This is a genomic window from Sphingobium sp. S6, assembly GCF_905120495.1.
GTDB classification, from domain to species: Bacteria; Pseudomonadota; Alphaproteobacteria; order Sphingomonadales; family Sphingomonadaceae; genus Sphingobium; species Sphingobium agri.
Genome location: NZ_CAJHOG010000002.1, coordinates 97,013 through 118,757, shown reverse-complemented (window position 1 = coordinate 118,757; position 21,745 = coordinate 97,013). Strand labels below are relative to the sequence as shown.

The 21,745-nt window shown below is 63.9% G+C and carries 24 protein-coding genes; 11 read left to right on the top strand and 13 right to left on the bottom strand.

Features of this window, described 5'->3' with window-relative positions:
• Complete coding sequence (dapF, locus tag SPHS8_RS07630) at positions 1–801, bottom strand: diaminopimelate epimerase (RefSeq protein ID WP_201514986.1); 801 nt, start codon at positions 799–801, stop codon at positions 1–3.
• Positions 802–1,155: 354 nt separating this feature from the next.
• On the opposite strand from dapF, the gene ffh reads away from it, so the two are divergent.
• From ffh to rplS, 6 genes are all read left to right on the top strand, one after another.
• Positions 1,156–2,628 carry a signal recognition particle protein gene (gene ffh, locus SPHS8_RS07625; protein WP_201514985.1) on the top strand — a complete coding sequence of 491 codons (1,473 nt, stop codon included), beginning with the start codon at positions 1,156–1,158 and terminating at the stop codon, positions 2,626–2,628.
• 103 nt (positions 2,629–2,731) lie between these two features.
• Positions 2,732–3,184: a 30S ribosomal protein S16 gene (gene rpsP, locus SPHS8_RS07620; protein ID WP_201514984.1), complete on the top strand. Its 453-nt coding sequence runs from the start codon at positions 2,732–2,734 to the stop codon at positions 3,182–3,184.
• A gap of 153 nt (positions 3,185–3,337) precedes the next feature.
• Positions 3,338–3,796, top strand: coding sequence for a ribosome maturation factor RimM (gene rimM / locus SPHS8_RS07615; RefSeq protein WP_236575084.1), 459 nt, complete (start codon positions 3,338–3,340; stop codon positions 3,794–3,796).
• 70 nt (positions 3,797–3,866) lie between these two features.
• Positions 3,867–4,127 carry a hypothetical protein gene (locus SPHS8_RS07610; RefSeq protein ID WP_201514982.1) on the top strand — a complete coding sequence of 87 codons (261 nt, stop codon included), beginning with the start codon at positions 3,867–3,869 and terminating at the stop codon, positions 4,125–4,127.
• Positions 4,124–4,855, top strand: a complete 732-nt coding sequence (trmD, locus tag SPHS8_RS07605; protein ID WP_201515471.1) for a tRNA (guanosine(37)-N1)-methyltransferase TrmD — start codon at positions 4,124–4,126, stop codon at positions 4,853–4,855. Before SPHS8_RS07610 ends, trmD begins: the two co-directional genes overlap by 4 nt.
• Before the next feature lie 12 nt (positions 4,856–4,867).
• On the top strand, positions 4,868–5,236 hold the full coding sequence (gene rplS / locus SPHS8_RS07600; RefSeq protein WP_022681436.1) for a 50S ribosomal protein L19: 369 nt from the start codon (positions 4,868–4,870) through the stop codon (positions 5,234–5,236).
• A gap of 223 nt (positions 5,237–5,459) precedes the next feature.
• Here rplS and SPHS8_RS07595 read toward each other — a convergent pair whose 3' ends face one another.
• The 8 genes from SPHS8_RS07595 to SPHS8_RS07560 form a co-directional block, all read right to left on the bottom strand.
• On the bottom strand, positions 5,460–6,725 hold the full coding sequence (locus tag SPHS8_RS07595) for an MFS transporter (protein ID WP_236575030.1): 1,266 nt from the start codon (positions 6,723–6,725) through the stop codon (positions 5,460–5,462).
• A gap of 89 nt (positions 6,726–6,814) precedes the next feature.
• Positions 6,815–7,615 (bottom strand): TrmH family RNA methyltransferase, encoded by an 801-nt coding sequence (locus tag SPHS8_RS07590; protein ID WP_201514980.1) that lies wholly within the window; start codon positions 7,613–7,615, stop codon positions 6,815–6,817.
• Between the two features lie 65 nt (positions 7,616–7,680).
• Positions 7,681–7,953 (bottom strand): HPr family phosphocarrier protein, encoded by a 273-nt coding sequence (locus SPHS8_RS07585; protein WP_097091002.1) that lies wholly within the window; start codon positions 7,951–7,953, stop codon positions 7,681–7,683.
• Positions 7,950–8,354 (bottom strand): PTS sugar transporter subunit IIA, encoded by a 405-nt coding sequence (locus SPHS8_RS07580; protein WP_097091003.1) that lies wholly within the window; start codon positions 8,352–8,354, stop codon positions 7,950–7,952. Before SPHS8_RS07580 ends, SPHS8_RS07585 begins: the two co-directional genes overlap by 4 nt.
• A gap of 23 nt (positions 8,355–8,377) precedes the next feature.
• Entirely contained in the window at positions 8,378–9,316 is a 939-nt protein-coding gene (gene rapZ / locus SPHS8_RS07575; protein ID WP_201514979.1) for an RNase adapter RapZ, read from the bottom strand.
• Complete coding sequence (locus SPHS8_RS07570) at positions 9,313–9,747, bottom strand: HPr kinase/phosphorylase (RefSeq protein ID WP_201514978.1); 435 nt, start codon at positions 9,745–9,747, stop codon at positions 9,313–9,315. Before SPHS8_RS07570 ends, rapZ begins: the two co-directional genes overlap by 4 nt.
• A gap of 93 nt (positions 9,748–9,840) precedes the next feature.
• Positions 9,841–11,436: a sensor histidine kinase gene (locus SPHS8_RS07565; RefSeq protein ID WP_201514977.1), complete on the bottom strand. Its 1,596-nt coding sequence runs from the start codon at positions 11,434–11,436 to the stop codon at positions 9,841–9,843.
• Complete coding sequence (locus SPHS8_RS07560; protein WP_097091007.1) at positions 11,405–12,109, bottom strand: response regulator transcription factor; 705 nt, start codon at positions 12,107–12,109, stop codon at positions 11,405–11,407. The genes SPHS8_RS07565 and SPHS8_RS07560 overlap by 32 nt, the downstream gene beginning before the upstream one ends.
• A 283-nt stretch (positions 12,110–12,392) precedes the next feature.
• On the opposite strand from SPHS8_RS07560, the gene SPHS8_RS07555 reads away from it, so the two are divergent.
• From SPHS8_RS07555 to SPHS8_RS07540, 4 genes are all read left to right on the top strand, one after another.
• Positions 12,393–13,988 (top strand): phosphoenolpyruvate carboxykinase, encoded by a 1,596-nt coding sequence (locus tag SPHS8_RS07555; RefSeq protein WP_201514976.1) that lies wholly within the window; start codon positions 12,393–12,395, stop codon positions 13,986–13,988.
• A 128-nt stretch (positions 13,989–14,116) separates the two neighbouring features.
• Positions 14,117–14,434, top strand: a complete 318-nt coding sequence (locus SPHS8_RS07550; RefSeq protein ID WP_201515470.1) for a hypothetical protein — start codon at positions 14,117–14,119, stop codon at positions 14,432–14,434.
• A gap of 173 nt (positions 14,435–14,607) precedes the next feature.
• Positions 14,608–15,423 carry a ferredoxin--NADP reductase gene (locus tag SPHS8_RS07545; RefSeq protein WP_097092682.1) on the top strand — a complete coding sequence of 272 codons (816 nt, stop codon included), beginning with the start codon at positions 14,608–14,610 and terminating at the stop codon, positions 15,421–15,423.
• Positions 15,424–15,540: 117 nt separating this feature from the next.
• The gene (locus SPHS8_RS07540; RefSeq protein WP_201514975.1) at positions 15,541–16,707 is read left to right on the top strand and encodes a hypothetical protein; all 1,167 of its coding nucleotides are present in this window, start codon (positions 15,541–15,543) and stop codon (positions 16,705–16,707) included.
• A gap of 237 nt (positions 16,708–16,944) precedes the next feature.
• Here SPHS8_RS07540 and SPHS8_RS07535 read toward each other — a convergent pair whose 3' ends face one another.
• Complete coding sequence (locus SPHS8_RS07535; protein ID WP_201514974.1) at positions 16,945–17,388, bottom strand: NfeD family protein; 444 nt, start codon at positions 17,386–17,388, stop codon at positions 16,945–16,947.
• Positions 17,388–18,359, bottom strand: coding sequence for an SPFH domain-containing protein (locus tag SPHS8_RS07530; protein WP_097091010.1), 972 nt, complete (start codon positions 18,357–18,359; stop codon positions 17,388–17,390). The genes SPHS8_RS07535 and SPHS8_RS07530 overlap by 1 nt, the downstream gene beginning before the upstream one ends.
• A 100-nt stretch (positions 18,360–18,459) precedes the next feature.
• Between SPHS8_RS07530 and SPHS8_RS07525 the strand changes: the two genes are divergently transcribed.
• Complete coding sequence (locus SPHS8_RS07525) at positions 18,460–19,275, top strand: HpcH/HpaI aldolase/citrate lyase family protein (RefSeq protein WP_201514973.1); 816 nt, start codon at positions 18,460–18,462, stop codon at positions 19,273–19,275.
• 163 nt (positions 19,276–19,438) lie between these two features.
• On the opposite strand, the gene SPHS8_RS07520 is transcribed toward SPHS8_RS07525, so the two are convergent.
• Both SPHS8_RS07520 and SPHS8_RS07515 read right to left on the bottom strand, forming a co-directional pair.
• Positions 19,439–20,059 carry a hypothetical protein gene (locus tag SPHS8_RS07520; protein WP_201514972.1) on the bottom strand — a complete coding sequence of 207 codons (621 nt, stop codon included), beginning with the start codon at positions 20,057–20,059 and terminating at the stop codon, positions 19,439–19,441.
• 88 nt (positions 20,060–20,147) lie between these two features.
• On the bottom strand, positions 20,148–21,596 hold the full coding sequence (locus SPHS8_RS07515; protein WP_097091012.1) for a sigma-54-dependent transcriptional regulator: 1,449 nt from the start codon (positions 21,594–21,596) through the stop codon (positions 20,148–20,150).
• Positions 21,597–21,745: the final 149 nt, after the last annotated feature.

Sequence of the window (21,745 nt, the reverse complement as noted above, 5' to 3'; positions counted from 1 at the left end):
CTAAAAGCGCGTCCAGTCAGCCTCGCCATCGAAGACGTGGGTGGCGGGGCCGGTCATCATGATGTGACCGCCGGGCTGCCAGTCGATGACGAGATCGCCGCCGGGCAGCGTGACGCGCGTCGGCCCGCTGACGAGCTTGCGACGGACCGCTGCGACGGCTGTCGCGCAGGCTCCTGTGCCGCACGCGCGCGTCAGGCCAGCGCCGCGCTCCCATACGACCAATCGGATATGATTGTCGCCGACGACCTGCGCGAAGTTCACGTTGACGCGGGCGGGGAATAGCGGATCGGTCTCGATCATCGGGCCCAAATGGTCGAAGTTCACACCGTTCATATCGTCAAGGAAGAAGACGACATGCGGATTGCCGACATTGACGGCGGCGGGGGCGGGAAGGTCTTCCCAGCTGACGGGCATGGTGAGCGTGTCCATCGCATAGGTGAGCGGAATGGCGTCCCAGTCCAGCCGGGGCGCGCCCATGTCGACGCTGGCGCCACCGTCGACGGCCTTCGCATCAAGCAGGCCTGCCCTGGTTTCGATCAGGACGTCGCGGCCGACGAACAGGGGCACGCAGCGGGTGGCGTTGCCGCAGGCTTCGACTTCGCTGCCGTCGCTGTTGAAGATGCGCATCGATACGTCCGCGCGATCGGATTGCCCGATGAGGATGAGCTGATCGCAGCCGATGCCGGCGTGGCGGTCGGCAATGGCCTGAGCCCGCGTGGATGTCATATCGACCGCGTCCTCGCGCGCGTCGATCACGACGAAATCATTGCCCAGCCCGTGCATTTTGGAGAAGCGTCCCATAGGCGGGCGCATGTAGGGGCTGTGTGGGGAAAAGGCGAGTCTGCATCCTCGTCATCCCAGCGGAAGCTGGGATCTTGGGCTGCCTCGGGCGACGTCTCCTGAGATGCCAGCCTTCGCTGGCATGACGTTGGGGGGCAGGCTGACGGAGGGAGTTGGCGCGCCGGTTGCATCGCTGCACGCTTTCCGCTAAGGGCCACATCGCAATTGGACGGTTCGCCGTTCGATACCCTGACAGATCCATGGCGCTCACTAGGGAGTACCGGATGGACGCTGGCCGGCGAGGTTTCGCCCGCCGGCGATTTTGTCGTTTGGCGGGGTGTGCAGTTTTCCGGGCTTTTACGCCCAAATGAGGTGATGATGTTCGATTCGCTAAGCGATCGTCTGAGCGGGGTATTCGACAAGCTGCGTGGGCGCGGTGCGCTGACGGAGGACGATGTCCGCGCCGCGATGCGCGAGGTGCGAATCGCGCTGCTGGAGGCCGACGTCGCGCTTCCGGTGGTGCGCCAGTTCGTTGATCAGGCGACCGAACGCGCCGTGGGCAGCGACGTGCTGCGATCGGTTACGCCGGGGCAGATGGTCGTCAAGATCGTCTCCGACACGCTCACCGAAACGCTGGGCGCGGAAACCAGCGACCTTCTGATCGATGTCAGCCCGCCCGCCGTCATCATGATGGTCGGTCTGCAGGGTTCGGGCAAGACCACCTCCACCGCCAAGATCGCCAAGCGCCTGAAGGAAAAAGAGCGCAAGAAGGTTCTGATGGCATCGCTCGACGTTCAGCGTCCGGCGGCGCAGGAACAGCTGGCGGTGCTGGGCACGCAAACCGATGTCGCGACCCTGCCGATCGTGCCGGGCCAGCAGCCGGTCGAAATCGCCAAGCGCGCGCTTCAGGCGGCGAAGCTCCAGGGCTTCGACGTGGTGATGCTCGATACCGCGGGCCGTCTGCACGTCGATCAGGCGCTGATGGACGAGATGAAGGCGGTGGCGCAAGTCTCCGACCCGGCGGAAATCCTGCTCGTCGTCGACTCGCTGACCGGCCAGGACGCGGTGAACGTCGCGACCAGCTTTACCGCTCAGGTGCCGCTGACCGGCGTGGTGCTGACCCGCATGGACGGCGATGCGCGCGGTGGTGCGGCGCTGTCGATGCGCGCCGTTACGGGCCGTCCGATCAAGTTCGCGGGCACGGGCGAAAAGCTGGACGCGATCGAGCCTTTCCATCCCGCGCGCGTGGCGCAGCGTATCCTGGGCATGGGCGACGTCGTCAGCCTTGTCGAGAAGGCGGCAGAGGCGGTCGATGCCGAGGAAGCCGAGAAGCTCGCCAAGAAGATGGCCAAGGGTCAGTTCGACATGAACGACCTGCGCGCCCAGCTCAATCAGATGCGCCGCATGGGCGGCCTTGGTGCGCTGGCGGGCATGCTTCCGGGCCTCAAGAAGGCGCAGGCCGCGATGGCGGCGAGCGGCACCAATGACAAGACGCTGATCCATCTCGACGCGATGATCGGCTCCATGACGCCCAAGGAGCGGGAGAAGCCCGGCCTGATCAACGCCAAGCGCAAGATCCGCATCGCCAAGGGTTCCGGCCGCACGGTGCAGGAAGTCAACAAGCTCCTGAAAATGCATCAGGAGATGGAAACGGCGATGAAGAAGATCCGCAAGATGGGCGGATTGAAGGGCCTCGCCAAGATGTTCACCGGTGGCGGCATGGACAAGCTGATGGGCGGCGCGGGCGGCGCGCCGGACCTCGGCGGGCTCGGTGGATTGGGTGGCCTGGGCGGGGGTGGCAACATGCCGAACCTGCCGCCGGGCTTTCAGAATTTCATGAAGAAATAGTCTGTTATCCCAGCGAGGCTGGGATCTCAGGCACAAGATCCCAGCTTCCGCTGGGATGACGAATTGAAGCTAAGTAGATTAGAGTAGAAAGGTCAAAAACAGCATGGCAACGTCCATTCGTCTTTCGCGCGGTGGTTCCAAGAAGCGTCCTTATTACCGCATCGTCGTGGCCGACAGCCGCGCCCCGCGTGACGGCAAGTTCATCGAGCGCATCGGCAGCTACAACCCCGTCCTGCCCAAGGGCGACGAGAAGCGCGTCGTGATCGACGTCGAGCGCGCGAAGCACTGGGTTGCCGCTGGCGCGCAGCCGACCGATCGCGTTGCCCGCTTCCTGGACGCGGCTGGCGTGAAGGAACGCGTTGCCCGCAACAACCCGAAGAAGGCTGAGCCGGGCCAGAAGGCCAAGGATCGCGCCGAAGACCGCGCCACCAAGGCTGCCGAAGCCGCTGAAGCTGCCGAAGCTGCCAAGGCTGCCGCTGCTGAGGCTGCTGCTGCTCCGGCCGCTGAAGAAGCGCCTGCGGAAGAAGCTGCTCCCGAAGAGCAGGCTGAAGGCTAAATGGGTAATCACCCCTCCCCTTCAGGGGAGGGGCCGGGGGTGGGGGCTGACAATGGCCCCGCGCCCGGCACCCCCCAGCCCAACCCTTCAACCGAGGCACGTGACTCGGTTGAACCTGAAGGGGAGGGGCTAGCCTCTTCGCGCGCCGTCACTCTGGCCGTCATCATTGGCGCGCATGGGGTGGCGGGCGAGGTTCGTCTGAAGCTGTTCGGGGAGGGGGTGGAAACCCTCAAATCCTACAAGAGCTTCGACGCTGCGGGCGGCACGCTGACGTTGAAGTCGGTGCGCCCCGGGCCCAATGGCGCGGTGGCGCGCTTCGCCGAGATCGGCGACCGCACGCAAGCTGAAGCCTTGCGCGGCACGGAACTCACCGTGCCTCGATCGGCCCTGCCTCCGCTGGAAGAGGGCGAATATTATCATGCCGACCTGATCGGCCTGCCTTGCTTTTCCAGCGATGGCGATGGGCTGGGCAATATCGTCGCGGTCGAGAATTTCGGCGCTGGCGACATCATCGAGGTCGAGCGGCCGACCGGCAAGCGCTTCATGGCGCCGATGCATGCGGTGACGATCGCAGACGATCGCGCGGTGATTGAGGCGGCTTTTGCGGTTTGAGGGATGGGGAACTCCGCCCTCGAGCGTCATGCTAACAAGTTCAGCATGACGAAGAACTATCAGGTCCATCATGCCCAAAGCCCTCATCGCCTTCTACATGCTGCTGACGGTCGCTGCTGGATGGCGGCTGTTCGGCATGGGCTGGACGCGGGGACGGAAAGTCGCCGCGGCCGTGGCATTGGTCGCCCCTTTTCCGATGCTGTTCCTGCTGCACCCTGAGCGGCCCTTTGCCGATCTTCAGCGGGGCATCGGCCTATCGCTGATCGCCGGGGGTGCGTTGTCGCTATTGGGCGGCATGGCGGTGGCGTGGATGAGGGCACGTCGCGCATGAGCTTTGCAGCGCAGATTCTGACGCTCTATCCGGAGATGTTTCCCGGGCCCTTGGGCGTGTCGCTGGCCGGGCGAGCGCTCAGCGAGGGGAAGTGGTCGTGCGATCCGATCCACATCCGCGACTTTGCGACCGACAAGCACAGAACCGTGGACGATACGCCCGCGGGCGGCGGGGCGGGCATGGTGCTGCGCGCCGACATCCTTGGGCTTGCCATCGACCATGCGCTGGAAAAGCGGCCCGATCTGCCGGTGATCGCGATGACGCCGCGTGGCAGGCCGATCACGCAAGGCCGCGTGCGGGAACTGGCGGCGGGGCCAGGCGCAACGATCCTTTGCGGCAGGTTCGAAGGCTTTGACGAGCGCATTTTCGAGGCGCGGCCCATTGAGCAGATCAGCATGGGCGACATCATCCTGTCCGGTGGAGAGATGGGCGCGTTGATGCTGCTGGACGCTTGCATTCGGTTGCTTCCCGGAGTAATGGGCGCGGCTTCCAGTGGGGATGAAGAGAGCTTTGAAAGCGGCCTTCTCGAATATCCGCACTATACCCGGCCCGCTTTGTGGGAAGGGCGCACGATCCCTGAAGTGTTGCGATCGGGGGATCATGCGAAAATCGCCGCCTGGCGGAAACAAAGGGCGGAAGATGACACACGGCTAAGGCGGCCGGACCTTTGGGAACGTCATATTGGCGTTCGGGACCAGCCGCCCTCTGGTGCGCAACGCGAAAAGTAGGACCTAAGTCAAATGAACTTGATCCAGCAGATCGAGGCCGAGAACATCGCGGCTCTCGCCAAGGATATCCCGGAATTCCGCCCCGGTGACACGCTGCGCGTCGGCGTGAAGGTCATCGAAGGTGACCGCAGCCGCGTCCAGAACTACGAAGGCGTCTGCATCGCCCGCTCCAACAAGGGCATGGGCAGCAACTTCACCGTGCGCAAGATTTCGTTCGGTGAAGGCGTAGAGCGCGTATTCCCGCTCTATTCGCCGAACATCGATTCGATCACCGTCGTCCGCCGTGGCGTCGTGCGTCGTGCGAAGCTCTACTATCTGCGCGGCCGTACCGGCAAGCGCGCTCGTATCGCCGAGCGCCGCGACGTCCGCAGCGAGGATTGATCTTCCTCGCGGCTTGATGGCCAAGATGAAGAGGCGGCGTTCCTGAAGGAGCGCCGCCTTTTTTGTGTCTGTTCCCCCTCCCGCAGGCGGGAGGGGGTTAGGGGGTGGGGTGAGCGGAGCGAGCTTTGGGCTGGCTTAGACGAAAATTCGGCGTTGCGCTGGCCCACCCCCGGCCCCTCCCGCCTGCGGGAGGGGAGGAGAGGCGTTGGCCGGCAGTTTCCCCTCAGCCGATAGCGTGGCGCTTGCCGGTCCGGCTCGTGAACCACAAGCCGACAAGGCTGACCAGCGCCACGGCGGTCATGTAGAGGCCGACCAGTTCCACCCCCTGCGCAGCAATCAACCAGGTCGCGACGATCGGCGCCAGCGCGCCGCCGATGATGCCGCCCAGGTTGAATGCGAAGGACGCGCCGGTATAGCGCAGTTGCACCGGGAACAAGTGCGGCAGATAAGCCCCGAGCGGCCCATATACGAAGCCCATCAGAAACAGTGCGAGGCTGAGTATCAGGAAGATCGGCAACAAGGCTCCCGTGCCCATTGCTGGGCCGAAGATCACGCCCATCGCCACCGTGCCCACGCAACCCCATGCCAGCACGCGGGTCGGGCTGCTGCGGTCGGCCCACCATCCTGCCAATATGATGCTGAACGCCATGAACAGGATCGCGCCCAACTGGATTGCCAGGAATGTCTCGCGGTCGATCTTCAGCGCGGTCGTGCCATAGCCCAACGCCCATGCGGTCGCGATATAGTATACGGCAAAGCAGGCCGCGCACGCGAACGTCCCCGCGATCGCCGCGCCAAGATGGTTCTGGAACAATGTAGCCAGCGGGACGGCGGGCGGCGGCGCTTCGGCCTTGGCGGCGGCGAATTCCGGCGTTTCAGTGAGCTTCAGCCGTATCCAGAGGCCGAGGATGACCAGCACCGCGCTGCCGAGGAAGGGCAGGCGCCAGCCCCAGGCGAAGAAATCCTCATCGGTGAGGAACATGCCGAGGATCAGGAACAGGCCGTTGGCGGCGATGAAGCCGACCGGCGCGCCCAATTGCGGGAACATGCCGAAGCGCGCTCGCCAGCCGGGAGGGGCATTTTCCACCGCCAGCAGCGCCGCGCCGCCCCATTCCCCGCCAAGTCCCAAACCTTGCCCGAAGCGCAGGATGCAGAGGATGAGCGGCGCCCACCAGCCGATCATCTGGTAAGTCGGCAGGAAGCCGATAGCGAGCGTCGATCCGCCCATCAGCATGAGAGAGGTAACGAGCGTCGCCTTCCGGCCGATGCGGTCGCCATAATGGCCGAACACCGCTGCGCCCAAAGGCCGGGCGAAGAAGGCGAGGGCGAGGGAGCCATAGGATGCCATCAACTGCGCCGTCGGCGAGGATGAGGGGAAGAAGAGCGAGGGAAAGATCAGGCTTGCGGCGGTGGCGTAGATGTAGAAGTCGTAGAATTCGACCGCCGTGCCGATGAGGCTAGCCGCCAGCACCCGTTTGTGGCGCAGCATTGCGCCTATTCCCTCGCTTGCCATCTTTCTCTCTATCCCCCGCATTCTGGATCACCTCGCCCCCGTTGAGGGGAATGGTTGGCTTATCGTTATCGTTTCGCTCGCCTCTGGTTCAGCAGTTCATAGGCCATCACGGCGCAGGCGACGGCAGCGTTGAGGCTGTCGGCTTTGCCAAGCATCGGCATCTTCACCAGCTGATCGCATTCTGCCTCATAGGCCTCGGGAAGGCCCTGCGCTTCGTTGCCGACCAGCAGGAAGGAGGGGCTGGCATAGCGCGGTTCCTGATAATCCTGCGTCGCTTTGAGGCTGGTGCCGATCAGTTCGCCCGGCCCTTGCCGCAGCCAGTGCATGAATTCGCCCCAGCGCGCCTGGGTGATCGACTGGGTGAAAAGCGCGCCCATCGATGCGCGGACGGATTCGACCGAGAAGGGGTCGACGCAATCGTCGATCAGGATGAGGCCGCCAGCCCCCACCGCATCGCCAGTGCGCAATATGGTGCCGAGGTTGCCGGGATCGCGGAGCGACTGGGCGACGATCCAGATGTCGGCCTTGCTCCGGTCGAGCTTCGCCAAGGGGGTCAGCCGGTCGCGATAGACGCCGACGACCGCTTGGGCATTATCCTTGCCGGAAATCTTGGACAGGATGTCGGGCGTGGTTTCGATGACGTCGCCGCCTGACGCCTCCATCACGGCGATCAGCTCTGCGGCGAGCGGGTGGGTGGACCCGGCGTGGAAGAGCATTTCCGGCAGCACGCCTTCCTCGCGCGCTTCGGTGAGGATGCGGAGGCCTTCTGCCAGGAACAGCCCCTCGGCCTTGCGGAACTTCTTTTCGCGCAAGGAGCGGACGCGCTTCACCAGCGGGTTGGAAAATCCGGTGATCTCGCGTGCCACTGCGCCTGCTTTCCTCCTGAGGATGAGGCGGCCTCTCTATCGGGCCGGGGCGGAGCGCGGAAGAGCTATTCTTCGCCGAACTTGTCTTCGACCAGCGTCACCAGCTTGCCGAGCGATTCTTCGGCATCAGGCCCCTGGGCGCTGATGGTGATGGAATCGCCCAGCGCCGCGCCCAGCATCATGAGGCCCATGATCGACGTGCCGGTCACTTCGCTGCCGTCTTTGCGCACGGTGATCTGGGCGGGAAGGCCGCTTGCCAGCGTCACGAACTTGGCGCTGGCGCGCGCGTGCAGGCCGCGCTTGTTGCTGATCAGAACTTGCCTGCTGATTTCGCTCATGTGGTGCTGCCCAACAATTCGGATGCGACGCTGATATATTTCTGGCCCGCTTCGCGCGCGGCGGCGACGGCCTGGCGCACGTCCATGACCTTGCGCGCGCTTTCCAGGCGGATGAGCATGGGCAGGTTTATGCCCGCGATCACCTCGATCTCGCCCGCCTTCAGCAGAGAGATGGCGAGGTTGGACGGGGTGCCGCCGAACAGGTCGGTAAGCAGGATGACGCCCGAACCGTCATTCACCCGCTCGACTGCCGATGCAATATCGGCGCGTCGCACCTCCATGTCGTCTTCCGGGCCGATGCAGATGGTCGCGATCTGCTGCTGCGGACCGACCACATGCTCCATCGCCACGACGAATTCCGTCGCCAGCGATCCATGCGTGACGAGAACAAGTCCTATCATCTACCTACCCGGCCCAGATTGTTTCATGATTTAGCTTTCGGGCCTCCCGGTTCGCGCTTCTCCAGACTGTCCTGGGGCGCTGATTCCATATTGCGGTGCGAGACCGTGGGCGAAAAGCCCGCGTCTTGCAAGTATTTGGCGACCCGCTCGGCGACATGGACCGACCGGTGCCGCCCCCCGGTGCAGCCGAAGGCGACGGTCACATAGGATTTGCCGCTTTCCTCATAGCGCGGGATCAGGAGCGCGAGCAGTTCCTCTATGCGGTGGACGGCGTCCTCATATGCGGGATCTTCGATGATATAGGCAGCGACCCCAGGATCGAGCCCGGTATGGGGGCGCAAATCCGCTTCCCAATGCGGATTGCGCAGGAAGCGCATGTCGAACACCAGATCGGCATTCAGGGGCACGCCGCGCGAAAAGCCGAAGGACATGATCGTCAGCGTCGGGGCGGACAGGCCGTCACGCGAAAAACGGTTGCGGATTTCCTGCTGCAGCCCGTTGCTGGTCAGGCTGGTCGTGTCGATGACATGGGTCGCCCAGCGGCGTAAGGGATCGGTAAGCTCGCGCTCCCGCGCCAGCCCGTGCGCGGCCGGACGGTCGGACGCCAGCGGGTGGCGGCGGCGCGTTTCGGCAAAGCGGCGTTCCAGTTCCATGTCGGAACAGTCGAGGAAGAGCGTTTCGACATCATGGCCGCGCCGGGTGCGCAGCGCCTTGATCCGCTGGACGATCGCCTGCGCGTCGAAGCCACGGGTGCGCGCGTCGATGCCGAGCGCCAAAGGCCGGTCGTCCAGTTCCTCGTGGCCCGCAGGCACGGGCGTGTCGAGCAGCCGCTCCAGCAGGAGGAGCGGGAGGTTGTCGACGACTTCCCACCCCATGTCCTCCAGCGTCTTGAGCGCGGTCGTCTTGCCCGCCCCGGACAGGCCCGACACCAGGAGGATGGTCTTGGGCGTGGGCGCGCTCATGCCAGCCTCACCGCGCCCAGCGCCAGTTCGACCTTGATCGGGGCGGACGCTTCGAAAGGCGAAAGCTTGATGACGGGCAGCGGCGCGCCGGCGATGATCCATTCGTCCGGATCACCCGGCATGCGGTCGACATGCTGCGCAAGGTCGACGACCAGCGCCAGCGGTGCCTCGCTGGCAAAGGGCATGTCCACGACTCCCAACCCGCGCACCTCCATCTTTCCAGCGATGGTGGCGGGTGCGGACGCGGTCAGTTGCCCCCCGTTACGCTCCACGATCGTATAGTCGTCGCTGATGAGCATGGCGCCACGATCGATCAGGCGCAGCGCCAGATCGGATTTCCCTGCGCCGCTTGCGCCACATAGCAGAATGCCGCGCCCGCCTATCGCGACGCTCGTTGCGTGCACTGTTTCGGTTGAGTCTTGCGCCGCCATATCCCTGACCTCTTCTTAGACCTTGCGGCGGTGCGTGTGAATCGAATTGACGCAGGAAATTAACGCAAACGTCAAAAACTTAAGCGCTTTGTCCTATTCCGAGACAATGCCGGGATCACGCTCGACCCCCATGGGCAGGCGCAGCATGAAACAGGCGCCACGCTGGTTGTCCTCGCGGTCGGCGATGCTGATCTTGCCCTGATGGCCTTCGACGATCGACCGGGCGATGGCAAGGCCAAGGCCCGAATGCTTGCCGAAGCTTTCCGTTTCCGGACGGACACTGTGGAAGCGGCGGAAGACATGTTCGCGCTGGGACTCGGGCACGCCGGGCCCTTCATCCTCCACGCTGACCAGCACTTCATGATCGGCGACCGTGGCGACGATCTGCACGAGGCCGCCGTCGGGCGAGAAGGAGATGGCGTTGTCGATCAGGTTGTCGAGCACGCGGAGCAGGCGCTGCTCTTCGCCGAGCACGACGGCGACATCCTTGCGCGGGCGGGCGAAGGCGAGCCGGACGCCGCGTGGAACGCCCCGTGCCTCGCGCGCCACGACCATGCGCTCGATCAACAAGCCAAGGTCGATGGGTTCGAACCGCGTGCGGGAAAGCTGAGCGTCGATGCGCGACGCTTCGGCGATGTCGGTGACGAGCCGGTCGAGCCGCCGCACATCGTCCTGCGCAATCGCCATCAGCTGGTCGCGCAGTTCCGGCTTGTCGATCCGTTCCATAGCGTCGAGGGCAGAGCGGAGCGAGGCGATGGGGTTCTTGAGTTCATGGCTGACATCGGCCGCGAAGGCGTCGGTGGCGTCGATCCGCTGCCTCAATGCGTGGCTCATGTCGGAAAGCGCGCGGGCGAGCATGCCAATCTCGTCGCGCCGCTCCGGCAGGCGGGGCACCGTCACCTCGCGCGCGCGGCCAAGGCGGACGCGCACGGCGGCGCGGGCCAGGCGTTGCAGCGGCTGGACGATGGTCCGGGCGAGGAACAGCGAGAGCAGGACCGACGCGAGCACGGCGGCGGCGATGACGATGCCTAGCCTCAGCCGTTCCGCCCGCACCGTTCGGGTGATGTCGCGCGCATTTTCGGTCGCAAGCAGGCTGCCGCCGTCCTTCATGCCCGTCGCCGCCGAGATCATGAAGGTGCGATCGGGGGCATAGCGGTTCGTCGCCTGCGGCTGGCCTGTTTTGCGCGCGAGCAGCACCTCCGGCCAGGCATCCGCGCGGTCCACGGCAGGCTCTTCGAAATTGGGCGGGCGATCGGCGAAGACGACGCGGTCCACCGCCTTGTCGAGGAAACGCGCGGCATGCCGCCGCCAGCCTTCTTCCGAAGGCAGGCGCAGCCGGTAGCGGGGCGCATCCATGGCGAAACTGTCCGCGATCAGCCGCCCGTCCGGTGCATAGCGGCGAACGCGATCGCGCGTCTGCCGGGCATAGGCGGCGATCAGAGCGTTATGTTGTTCGGCCGGGGCCGTCTCCAGCCCGATGGCGAGCAGCTTCAATTCGCGCGCGGACTGCTCCAGCCGCGCGTCAACGATGCGGGTCCGATAGCTGTCCAGATAGAAGAAGCCACCCGCCAGCAAGGCGAGCGCGAACACGTTGACCGCCAGGATGCGCGGCGTCAGGCTGATGCGGCCCGACCAGCGCAACCCGCCGTCCCGCGGATCATTCTTCGGAGAATCGATATCCGGCGCCATAGAGCGTGTCGATTGCGTTGAATTCAGGATCAACCTCTCGGAATTTGCGGCGGAGCCGCTTGATGTGGCTGTCGATGGTGCGGTCGTCGACATAGACGTCATCCTGATACGCAGCATCCATCAACTGGTTGCGGTTCTTGACGACGCCGGGCCGTGACGCCAGCGTTTCTAGGATCAGAAACTCCGTGACCGTCAGCGTGACGTCCTGCCCCATCCATTTGACGCGATGGCGGGCCGGGTCCATTTCCAACCGGCCGCGGATGATCGGCTCGGCGGCGGGCTCGTCGCTCGCATCCGTCGCCCGTCCGACTTCCGAGCGGCGCAGGATGGCGCGGATGCGGGCGATCAAGAGGCGCTGGGAAAAGGGCTTGGCGATGTAATCGTCCGCGCCCATTGCGAGGCCCAGCGCCTCGTCCAGCTCATCGGTTTTGGACGTCAGGAAGATCACCGGCATCTGGCTCTTTTCCCGCAGCCGCCGCAGCAGTTCCAGGCCGTCCATGCCCGGCATCTTGATGTCGAACACGGCGAGGTCGGCGGGATTGTCGAGCAGCGCCTTCAGCGCCGCCTCCGGATCCGAATAGAGGCGCGTCAGGAAGCCTTCGGCCTGCAGCGCGATGGACACGGAAGTCAGGATATTCTTGTCATCATCCACAAGGGCGATGGTTGGAGTCATGCTTGTTCCCAAAGATCGTGGCCGCCCTGCTCAGGCCTTCCCATCCAGCGTTAGACGATGCCTGCCCCGCTCGCAAGAAAGGGGTAGGCGGGCGATTATGCGGTTTACCCGTGTTAATCTGGGATAAAGTGCGTGCGGGCGGGATTTGACGCTGGGGGTGCAAAGGCTTATTGCCCCCCCATCTGCAGGAATGTTGCCGCCCATATGAGGCCGGCGACGCTAGGAGCGGATCGGTCGCGAGCGCGAGTTGGCGGGCCGGAGTAATCACATCAGGAGCTAAGGCGTGCAGGCCAAATCCTCAATTACCCTGGATCAGCAGGGCATTTCCACGACCGCTGAATTGCATTGGAATCTCGGCACCGCGCCGCTCGTCGAAGCTGCCATTGCGAATGGCGAAGGCATGCTGTCCAAGGATGGCCCGCTGGTCGTCAAGACCGGCAAGCACACCGGCCGTTCGGCCAACGACAAGTTCATCGTCAAGGACGCTGAGACCGAATCCACGGTATGGTGGGGCAAGACCAACGTCCCGATGACGCCCGAACATTTCGCCGCTCTCAAGGAAGACTTCTTCAAGGCGCTGGGCGAGAAGAGCAAGCTCTACGTTGCTGATCTGTTCGGTGGCTCGCAGCCTGAGCATCGCGTCAACGTCCGCGTCATCAACGAACTTGCCTGGCACAACCTGTTCATCCGCACGCTGCTGGTGCGGCCCAAGGCGGAAGAGCTGAGCGGCTTCGCCCCTGAATATACCATTATCGACCTGCCGTCGTTCCAGGCTGATCCGGCCCGTCATGGTTCGCGCAGCGAAACGGTGATCGCTGTCAATTTCAGCGAAAAGCTGATCCTGATCGGCGGCACCAAATATGCCGGCGAAATGAAGAAGTCGGTCTTCGGCATCCTCAATTATCTGCTGCCGACCAAGGGCGTGATGCCGATGCACTGTTCGGCCAATATCGGCCCGAACGGTGATACGGCAGTCTTCTTCGGCCTGTCGGGCACCGGCAAGACGACGCTGTCGGCCGATGCCAGCCGCACGCTGATCGGCGACGATGAACATGGCTGGTCGGACACGGCGGTCTTCAATTTCGAAGGCGGCTGCTATGCCAAGATGATCAACCTGTCGGCCGAAGCCGAGCCGGAAATCTTCGCGACCACCAAGCGTTTCGGCACGGTGCTTGAAAATGTGGTGATCGACGAGGATACGCGCGAAATCGACCTCGACGACAACAGCCTGGCTGAAAATAGCCGTGGTTCCTACCCGATCGACTTCATTCCGAATGCGTCGGAAAAGAATCTGGGTCCGGTGCCGAAGAACATCATCTTCCTGACCGCCGACGCCTACGGTGTGCTGCCTCCGATCGCGCGGCTGACCCCGGACCAAGCGATGTACCACTTCCTGTCCGGCTACACCGCGCGCGTCGCGGGTACGGAAATCGGCGTGACGGAGCCTTCGGCGACCTTCTCCACCTGCTTTGGCGCGCCCTTCATGCCGCGTCACCCCTCGGTCTATGGCAATCTGCTCAAGGACCGGATCAACAAGGGCGGCGTTACCTGCTGGCTGGTCAACACCGGCTGGACCGGCGGCAAATATGGCGTTGGCAAGCGCATGCCTATCAAGGTTACCCGCGCGCTGCTGAACGCGGCGCTGGACGGCAGCCTCAACGATGCCGAGTTCCGGGTCGATCCCAATTTCGGCTTCCAGGTTCCCGTCGCGGTGCCGGGCGTTGACGCGACCATCCTCGATCCGCGCGCGACCTGGGCCGATCAGGCCGCCTATGACGAGACTGCGGGCAAGCTGGTCAAGCAGTTCGTGGACAATTTCGCCCAGTTCGAAGAGCATGTCGATGCGTCGGTGCGGCAGGCTGCGCTGACGGCGGCCTGATCACAGGACCGACGATCGCAATGGTGAAGGAGCCGGGGGCATGCGCCTTTCCGGCTCTTTTGCTTTGGCCCCTTTCTCTTTCAGGCAGCGGCGGGCGGTGCTATCCTGCCGCTTGATATAACGGGATGATGACGATGTTTGACCAACTGATAAACAGCGTGGGCGGATTGGAAGCGGTGGCCGCGAAACTGGGGCTTTCGGCCGAGCAGATGCAGGCGCTGATGGCGGAAATCGGCGGCAAGATCGCGTCGGGCGAAACCGATGTCGCGGCGCTCGCCACCACCGCGGCGGAGCATGGCGTTTCCGCCGACAAGTTGCAGGAACTGTTCGCCCAATTCGGCGGGCCCGAAGCGTTGCTGGGCAAGCTGGGCGGCCTGTTCGATAGCGATGGCGATGGCAGCCCGATCGGCGAACTGAGCAGGCTCGCCAAGGGATTGTTCGGCTGAAAAATCCGGCTGACGCGTGCGGGCATGATCGTCAGCTATCGGCCATGAAAGTTTTTTCACCTTGCCTTGGACGGGCCGAAAAGGCATTCGCGCCGCCATCACTTATTGCGAAAGCCACGCAACTGGCGTCCTGACCGGGCGTTGGCCAAGTGGATTTGGCAGGAGACAAGGTTTTGAGCGACGTGACGATCGAAAAGCCGGTACTGGAACCGACCGGCGCCCTGACTGTCGAAACCGTGCTGTCGGTCCGGCATTGGAACGAGCATCTGTTCAGCTTCCGCATCAGCCGCCCGGCAAGCTTCCGCTTCCGTTCGGGCGAGTTCGTGATGATCGGGCTTCAGGGCGACAATGGCAAGCCGCTGCTGCGCGCCTATTCCGTCGCCAGCCCCGCTTGGGACGAGGAGCTGGAGTTCCTGTCGATCAAGGTGCAGGACGGGCCGCTCACCTCCAAGCTTCAGCTGATCCAGCCGGGCGACCAGATCTATCTCGGCCGCAAGCCAACCGGCACGTTGGTGACCGACGCGCTGCTGCCTGGCAAACGCCTCTTCATGCTGTCGACCGGCACGGGCCTCGCGCCCTTCCTCAGCCTGGCGCGCGATCCCGACGTTTATGACTTTTATGAAGAGGTCGTCGTCGTCCACTCGGTCCGCCGGGTCAGCGACCTTGCTTTCCATGACGAACTGACGGGCAAGCTGGCGGAAGATCCGCTGGTGTCTGAACAGGCCGCTAACCAGTTCCATTATGTGCCGACCGTCACGCGCGAACCGTTCCGCAACAATGTGCGCATCGACAAGCTGGTCGAGAATGGCGCGCTGTTCGAAGGCATTGCGGGCGACAGGAAGTTCAATCCGGAGACTGACCGCATCATGATGTGCGGCAGCATGGAGATGATCAAGCAGTTCGCCGCCTATTTCGAAGGCGAAGGCTTCACCGAAGGCTCAAACGCGGCGCCCGGCGCCTTCGTGATCGAGCGGGCGTTCGTGGGATAAGCGGGCGAAGAGTTTCGGTGCAAGAGGGGCTGGCGGCGACGCTGGCCCTTTTTGTTTGTGGGTTGAATGTGCTCGGTCGGGGCAACTCACGCTGTTCCCCTCCCGCAGGCGGGAGGGTTGGGCGCAAGTGCAGCGAGCTTCCGGCATGCCGTTGAAGGGAAGCAGACTGGCCGCACGCGACCATTTTTTGCCGTTCGAATTGACATCGCTGCAGCCCAATTGCGGACGGTCTTCTTTATCGACATAAGAAAAGCAATGGCTTCTTTCGCTTACTCTTCCTCGGCCTCGTTACACCGGGTATATGCTTTGATTACGCGAAAACGGATGACGCAGCTTGTGCGCGCGTTGTGCTTCTCTATCCTTCTTGCTTTTTCAAGCTGGGTCGGAGCAGTCACCGGCCCCAGTGGGCTGGCAGAGGACGAGCGCACACGGATCACCTTGCTCATGCAACGTGCTGTCCAAACCGCGAGGATAGAAGCAGATGAGGCCCGCTCTAACCAAGCGTTGTCGGCCGATGACCGCAGGGATGCGCAAAGCCAATTTGCGCTCATCCTTATGACGCTTAGCCGCTGCGATGAGACCTTGGCGTTCGTGCAAGAGCGCACCGAGATTAAAGCCACGGGAATTGAGCGACTGATTAGCCGGGCAGCAGAAAACGGTGTGAATCGGTCCTGCATAGTCAGATTGGCCGCTCTAATGGGAGATCGAACGGACGACCCGTACCTGACTCCTGGAGGGCGGCTTGGTAAACGCTATCTGGCGGCGGCTTATCTTGACGCGGCAGGAGACAAAGAAGCACACACGGCGATGACAACTGCGGAAACCGCGATGTTGAGCTTACCTAATCATGATACGGTTTGGGACGCCCGTTGGAGCGCCTTAGCAGCTTACAATCCAACGCCCCGCGCGATGGAATATATTGAATACCTCGCTGTTCGGATGGCCTCAGAAAACTATTCCGCCGCCTCCGTAACTGGAAGGAGTCTGCTAGCTCTGCTCGCGGCAAAAGGTCGGTGCGACCTTGTGGAGCGGATTGTGAAGAACGGACCTAAAAGTTGCGACGAACCTCGTCGGTTAGCGGAAGGTATCTATATTAATCGTCGGGAGCCGGACAACCTCGCATACATGGTAAAGATGCTAGGCGCCGACACGCCAAGTCCAACAGACCAAAGCCTTACAGACGCAATGACCGCTCGCGATCCGTGGGGGCGCATAACTAAGCTGCTTCAGCTTATACGGTCCTGCAAGAATGCGCTCAGCGCTTCGGAAGCCTCGACATTGTAAACGTCACCACGTCTCGATTAACAGGGATTTGTCCCAGAACAGACAGTCCGCAATCCACCCATGCAAGTCATTTCCTCCCTCCGAGTTTGGGCGAGGGATGCGGGCCAGGGGAGCGAGCTTCCGGGCGTGCCGTTTAAGAACGTCCTCGGGCGCTGCGCTGGCCCACCCCCGGCCCTTCAAACGAGTCACGTGCCTCGTTTGAACGCCTGCGGGAGGGGTGAGGACTGAACTTCTCTGTCAGGCCGGTTCCACTTGTAGTACCGATGCATCCGCGCCGATGACGCGCACGTGGCTGCCCGCAGGTGCGTCCGGGCCTCGGCAGGACCAGACGCTGTCGCCGACCTTCACGCGGCCCCGGCCTGCCTCGATGGCTTCGACCACCAGCACGACTTCGCCGATCAGGCGGGCGGTGCGATCATTGAGCAGCGGGTCCTGTGAGTTCACGGGATTGGCCGCATACCAGCGGCGGCCGCCCCAAACCGAAAGCAGGCACAGCAGGGCGAAGATCAGCAGTTGTACGGGCACCGAGACGGGCAGCGCCAGCGCGATCAGTCCCGTCACCGCCGCCGCCAGCGCGACCCAGATGAGGAACACGCCGGGCAACAGGACTTCACCGACGCCAAGCAGGGCGGCGAAGACCAGCCAGCCCCAATGATCGTCGAGCATGCCGAGCCAGTCCATCAGCCCTGACCCTGCGCGAAGGGGCTACGGCGGGGCGCGGCGGGGGGAGGGGTGGGCGTGCCGTCGCTGCCCAAGGCCTCTTTCGCCAGCGCGCCGATGCCGCCCAGCGTGCCGATCAGCTGCGTCGCCTCCACGGGGAAGAGGATGGTCTTGGCATTGGGCGAGTTGGCGAACTGGCTCACCGCCTCGACATATTTCTGCGCCACGAAATAGTTGATCGCCTGCGCATTGCCCGATGCGATGGCTTCGGACACCATCTGCGTCGCCTTGGCTTCCGCCTCCGCCTCGCGCTCGCGGGCTTCGGCGTCGCGGAAGGCGGCTTCGCGGCGGCCTTCGGCTTCCAGGATCTGGCTTTGCTTCTGCCCCTCGGCCTTCAGGATTTCAGAGGCGCGCAGACCTTCCGATTCCAGAATCAGAGCGCGCTTTTCGCGCTCCGCCTTCATCTGGCGGCCCATGGCGTTGACGATATCGGCGGGCGGGCGGATATCCTTCAGCTCGACACGGGTGATCTTGATGCCCCAGGCGTTGGTGGCGTGATCGACCACGGACAGCAGGCGGGCGTTGATCTCGTCGCGCTTCGAAAGGGTCTCGTCGAGGTCCATCGAGCCCATGACGGTGCGCAGGTTGGTGGTCGCCAGCTGCATGATCGCGACATAAAGCTCCGACACTTCATAGGCGGCCTTGGCGGCATCCAGCACCTGGAAGAAGACGACGCCGTCGACCGACACCATGGCATTGTCCTTGGTGATGATCTCCTGCCCCGGAATGTCGACCACCTGCTCCATCATGTTGATCTTGCGCCCGACGGCGTAGAAGAAGGCGGGATAGAAATTGAGGCCCGGCTTTGCCACTTCGGTGAACCGGCCGAAGCGTTCGATGGTATATTGATAGCCCTGTCGCACCACCTTGACGCTCACGGCCAGATAGAAGAGCACCAGGAAAGTCACGGTCAGCGCGAAGGTCGTCAGCATCTTTCTCTCCCCCGAAGAAGCGCTTGACTATGACGCGAAATCATTAACGGGAAAAGTCAAACCGTCACCGCTGCCGCCCGGCCCGAAGAGGAGACCTGTCATGTTGCTGCGCCACGCCCGATCGCTGCTGTTCCTGCCCGCATCGAACAGGCGCGCCATCGCCAAGGCGCGCACCCTGTCCTGCGACATGGTCATGCTGGACCTGGAGGATGCGGTGGCTGACGGCATGAAGGAGGAAGCGCGCGCGAATGCCGTGGAGGCGGCGGCGGAAGGCTTTGGCAAACGGCTGTGCGCAGTCCGCATCAATGTCGAAGGGACGCCGTGGCATGGGCCGGAAATGGTCGCCGTCAAGAAGTCGGCGGCGAACTATGTCATCCTGCCCAAGGTCGAAAGCGGCAGGCAGGTGCGTGACGTGTTCAGCGTCTGCCAGAAGCCGGTGCTTGCCATGATCGAGAGCGCGGCCGGGGTTCTTGCCGCTGCGTCGATCGCGGCGGAAGAGGGGACGGCCGGGATCTTCATGGGCACCAACGACCTGCGGCAGGACCTTGGCATTCCTCCATCGGCGGGCAGGGAAGGACTGAGTTTCGCTCTCCAGTCGGTGATCCTGAGCGCGCGGGCGGCGCGGGTCGCCGTGTTCGATGGCGTGTTCAATCGGCTGGACGATGAAGCAGGGTTCGAAGCGGAATGCGCGGCGGGGCATGCGCTGGGCTTCGACGGCAAGACGCTGATCCATCCGAGCCAGGTTCCGGTCGCCAACCAGGTGTTCGGCCCCGATGCGCAGGCGGTGGCCGATGCGCGGCGGCTGATCGAGGCGGCGACGGGCGGGGCCGAGCGGTTCGAGGGGCGAATGATCGAGGGAATGCATGTCGAGGAGGCGCGCGCGCTGATCGCTCGGGCGGAGGCGGTTATGCCTTGAGGGGAGCTTGTTCCCCTCCCGCAGGCGTTCAGACGAGGCACGTGACTCGTTTGAAGGGTTAGGGGTGGGGCGAGCGGAGCGAGCTTCTACGGCTCAGATTGGGAAATCTGACGTTGCGCAGGCCCACCCCCGGCCCCTCCCGCTTGCGGGAGGGGAGATGAGGTTACTCCACCGCGTTCGCAGCGCTCGCAGCGTTTGCTGGCTCGGCCTCCGCCCCCTTCGGCGCGAAGACACGCAGGCTATCCAGCACCCGTTTCGCGATCGGCTGATATTGTTCGCTCAGCATTTCGGGATAGACGAACGTCACGGTGACGATGCCCCCGTCAGACTGGCGCAGGAGGCGGACGGCGACATTATTGCCTTCGCCGTCATTGGCGGTGCCGCGATATTCATTGTCGCCGATGAAGTCGCCATCCACGCCTTCCGAACCGCTGCTCATCGCCTGGACGACCTGCTGGAGCGATTGCTTGTCCTCATTGCGCTGCCAGAAGACGCGGACGTCGGCCCCTGCGCCCGGGTCCTGATAGACGGTGCCGTCAGGCGTGCTGGCGCCGCTGTCCTTTTCCCAGCCTTCCGGGAAGCTGATGGAAAAGCCGCGTTCGTCATTCACATAATTGCGATTCTCGGCCGCTTCCGCCTTGCCCTCCGCAAGCGCCTTGGCAGCGGCGGCATTGGCGGCTGCGGCCAGTTCTTCCTGGCTCGGCATATCTTCCACCGGCTCGGCGCGCCCGCAGGCTACCAGCAGGAGGAGTGGAAGGGCGGTCGCCAGGCTGAGTTTTTTCATGCCCAGTCCAAAGCATAGCCAGCCCGACATTTCAACGGCGCAACGATATCCGCAGCGGCAGGATGAGCGTTGCGTTGCGCCGGTGCGTTCAAGCGGCGCTGTCGATCCCAAGCTCGGCAAGCTTGCGGTAGAGCGTCGAGCGACCGATGCCCAGGCGGCGGGCGACCTCCGTCATGCGGCCGCGATAATGGCCGATCGCGAGGCGGATGACATCCGCTTCGATCTCCGCAAGCTGGCGGACATGGCCGTCGCCTTCGAACAGGGTGATGCCCGCCGCTTCCCGGTGAGTCGCGGGCACGGCGCGCAGGCGCGGCTGGAGCGGCTCGCCACTGGCGCGCGTCCGGATCTGCGCGGCGATCTGCGGGAAGTCCTGCGGCGTCAGCGCATCGCCTTCGCACAGGACGGCGGCGCGGAAGAGCGCGTTTTGCAGCTGGCGCACATTGCCCGGCCATTCATGCTGCATCAGCAGCGCGAGCGCATCGTCGGTCAGGCCCAGGCTGCGCAGCCCCGGCTGATTGGCGATGCGGGCGAGCAGATGGCGGCAAAGCGCGGGAACGTCGCCAATGCGCTCGCGCAGCGGCGGAATCGTCAATTGAACGACGTTCAGGCGGTAATAAAGGTCTTCGCGAAAACGCCCCGCCTCGATCTCATCGACCAGCCGCTTGTTGGTGGCGGCGATGATCCGCACATCGACATGCACCGGCCGCCGCGCACCGATCGGCTGCACCTCGCCGTCCTGAAGGACGCGCAGCAGCTTCACCTGGGCGTCGAGCGGCATTTCGCTGACTTCATCGAGGAAGATGGTGCCCATGTCGGCGGCGACGAACTTGCCGACCTGGCGCTCGAAGGCCCCGGTAAAAGCGCCGCGCTCATGGCCGAACAGGTCCGATTCGACGAGGTTCGCGGGGATGGCGCCGCAGTTCACCGTCACCATCGCCTGCTTGTGGCGGGGGGAGGCCGCGTGGATGGCGCGGGCGATCACATCCTTGCCGACGCCGCTTTCGCCTTCGATCAGGACGGGGACGCGGGCGCGGGCCGCTTTGGCTGCGATCGCGAGGGCGGCGCGGAATTGCGGCGCGGCGCCGACCACATCTTCAAAAGAAAGGGCCGCGGATATCTTTTCCGTCAGCGGGCGCAGCTCACCCTTGCCATGCTCCTGCGACAGGGTGGCGTTGAGCGCGGAGAGCAGCCTTTCCGGCGCGACCGGCTTGGCAAGATAGTCGGTCGCGCCAGCACGCATGGCGTCCACGGCAACGGCGACACTGTTGTGCGCGGTCAATATCAATATAGGAAGCGCAGGCCGACGGCTGCGCAATTCGCGGACGAGGCCGGTCGCGTCGGGGCCGGGAATCCACTGGTCGAGCAGCACCGCGTCCAGCCGCATCCCATCCTGCGTGCCGAGCATGGCGATCGCCATGTCGCCGTCATTGGCGAAGATCGTGCGCCAGCCAGCGCGGGCGGCCAGCGCGGACACGAGCCTGCGTTGCGCGGGCTCTTCGTCGATCAGCATCAGCATGGGAACGCCGTCGCGCGCCATCTTACCCCTCTTCTTGTTCCGTGGCGCCAGCCTAGACCAAGGGGGTAAAGGCGCCCTTAACCGGAAAGTTTTTCTTCATCCGTTTCGAGGTTGAGGGGGGAGAACCTTGTCGATAAGAGGGGCCCGCTCAAAAACACAGGCGACAAGGG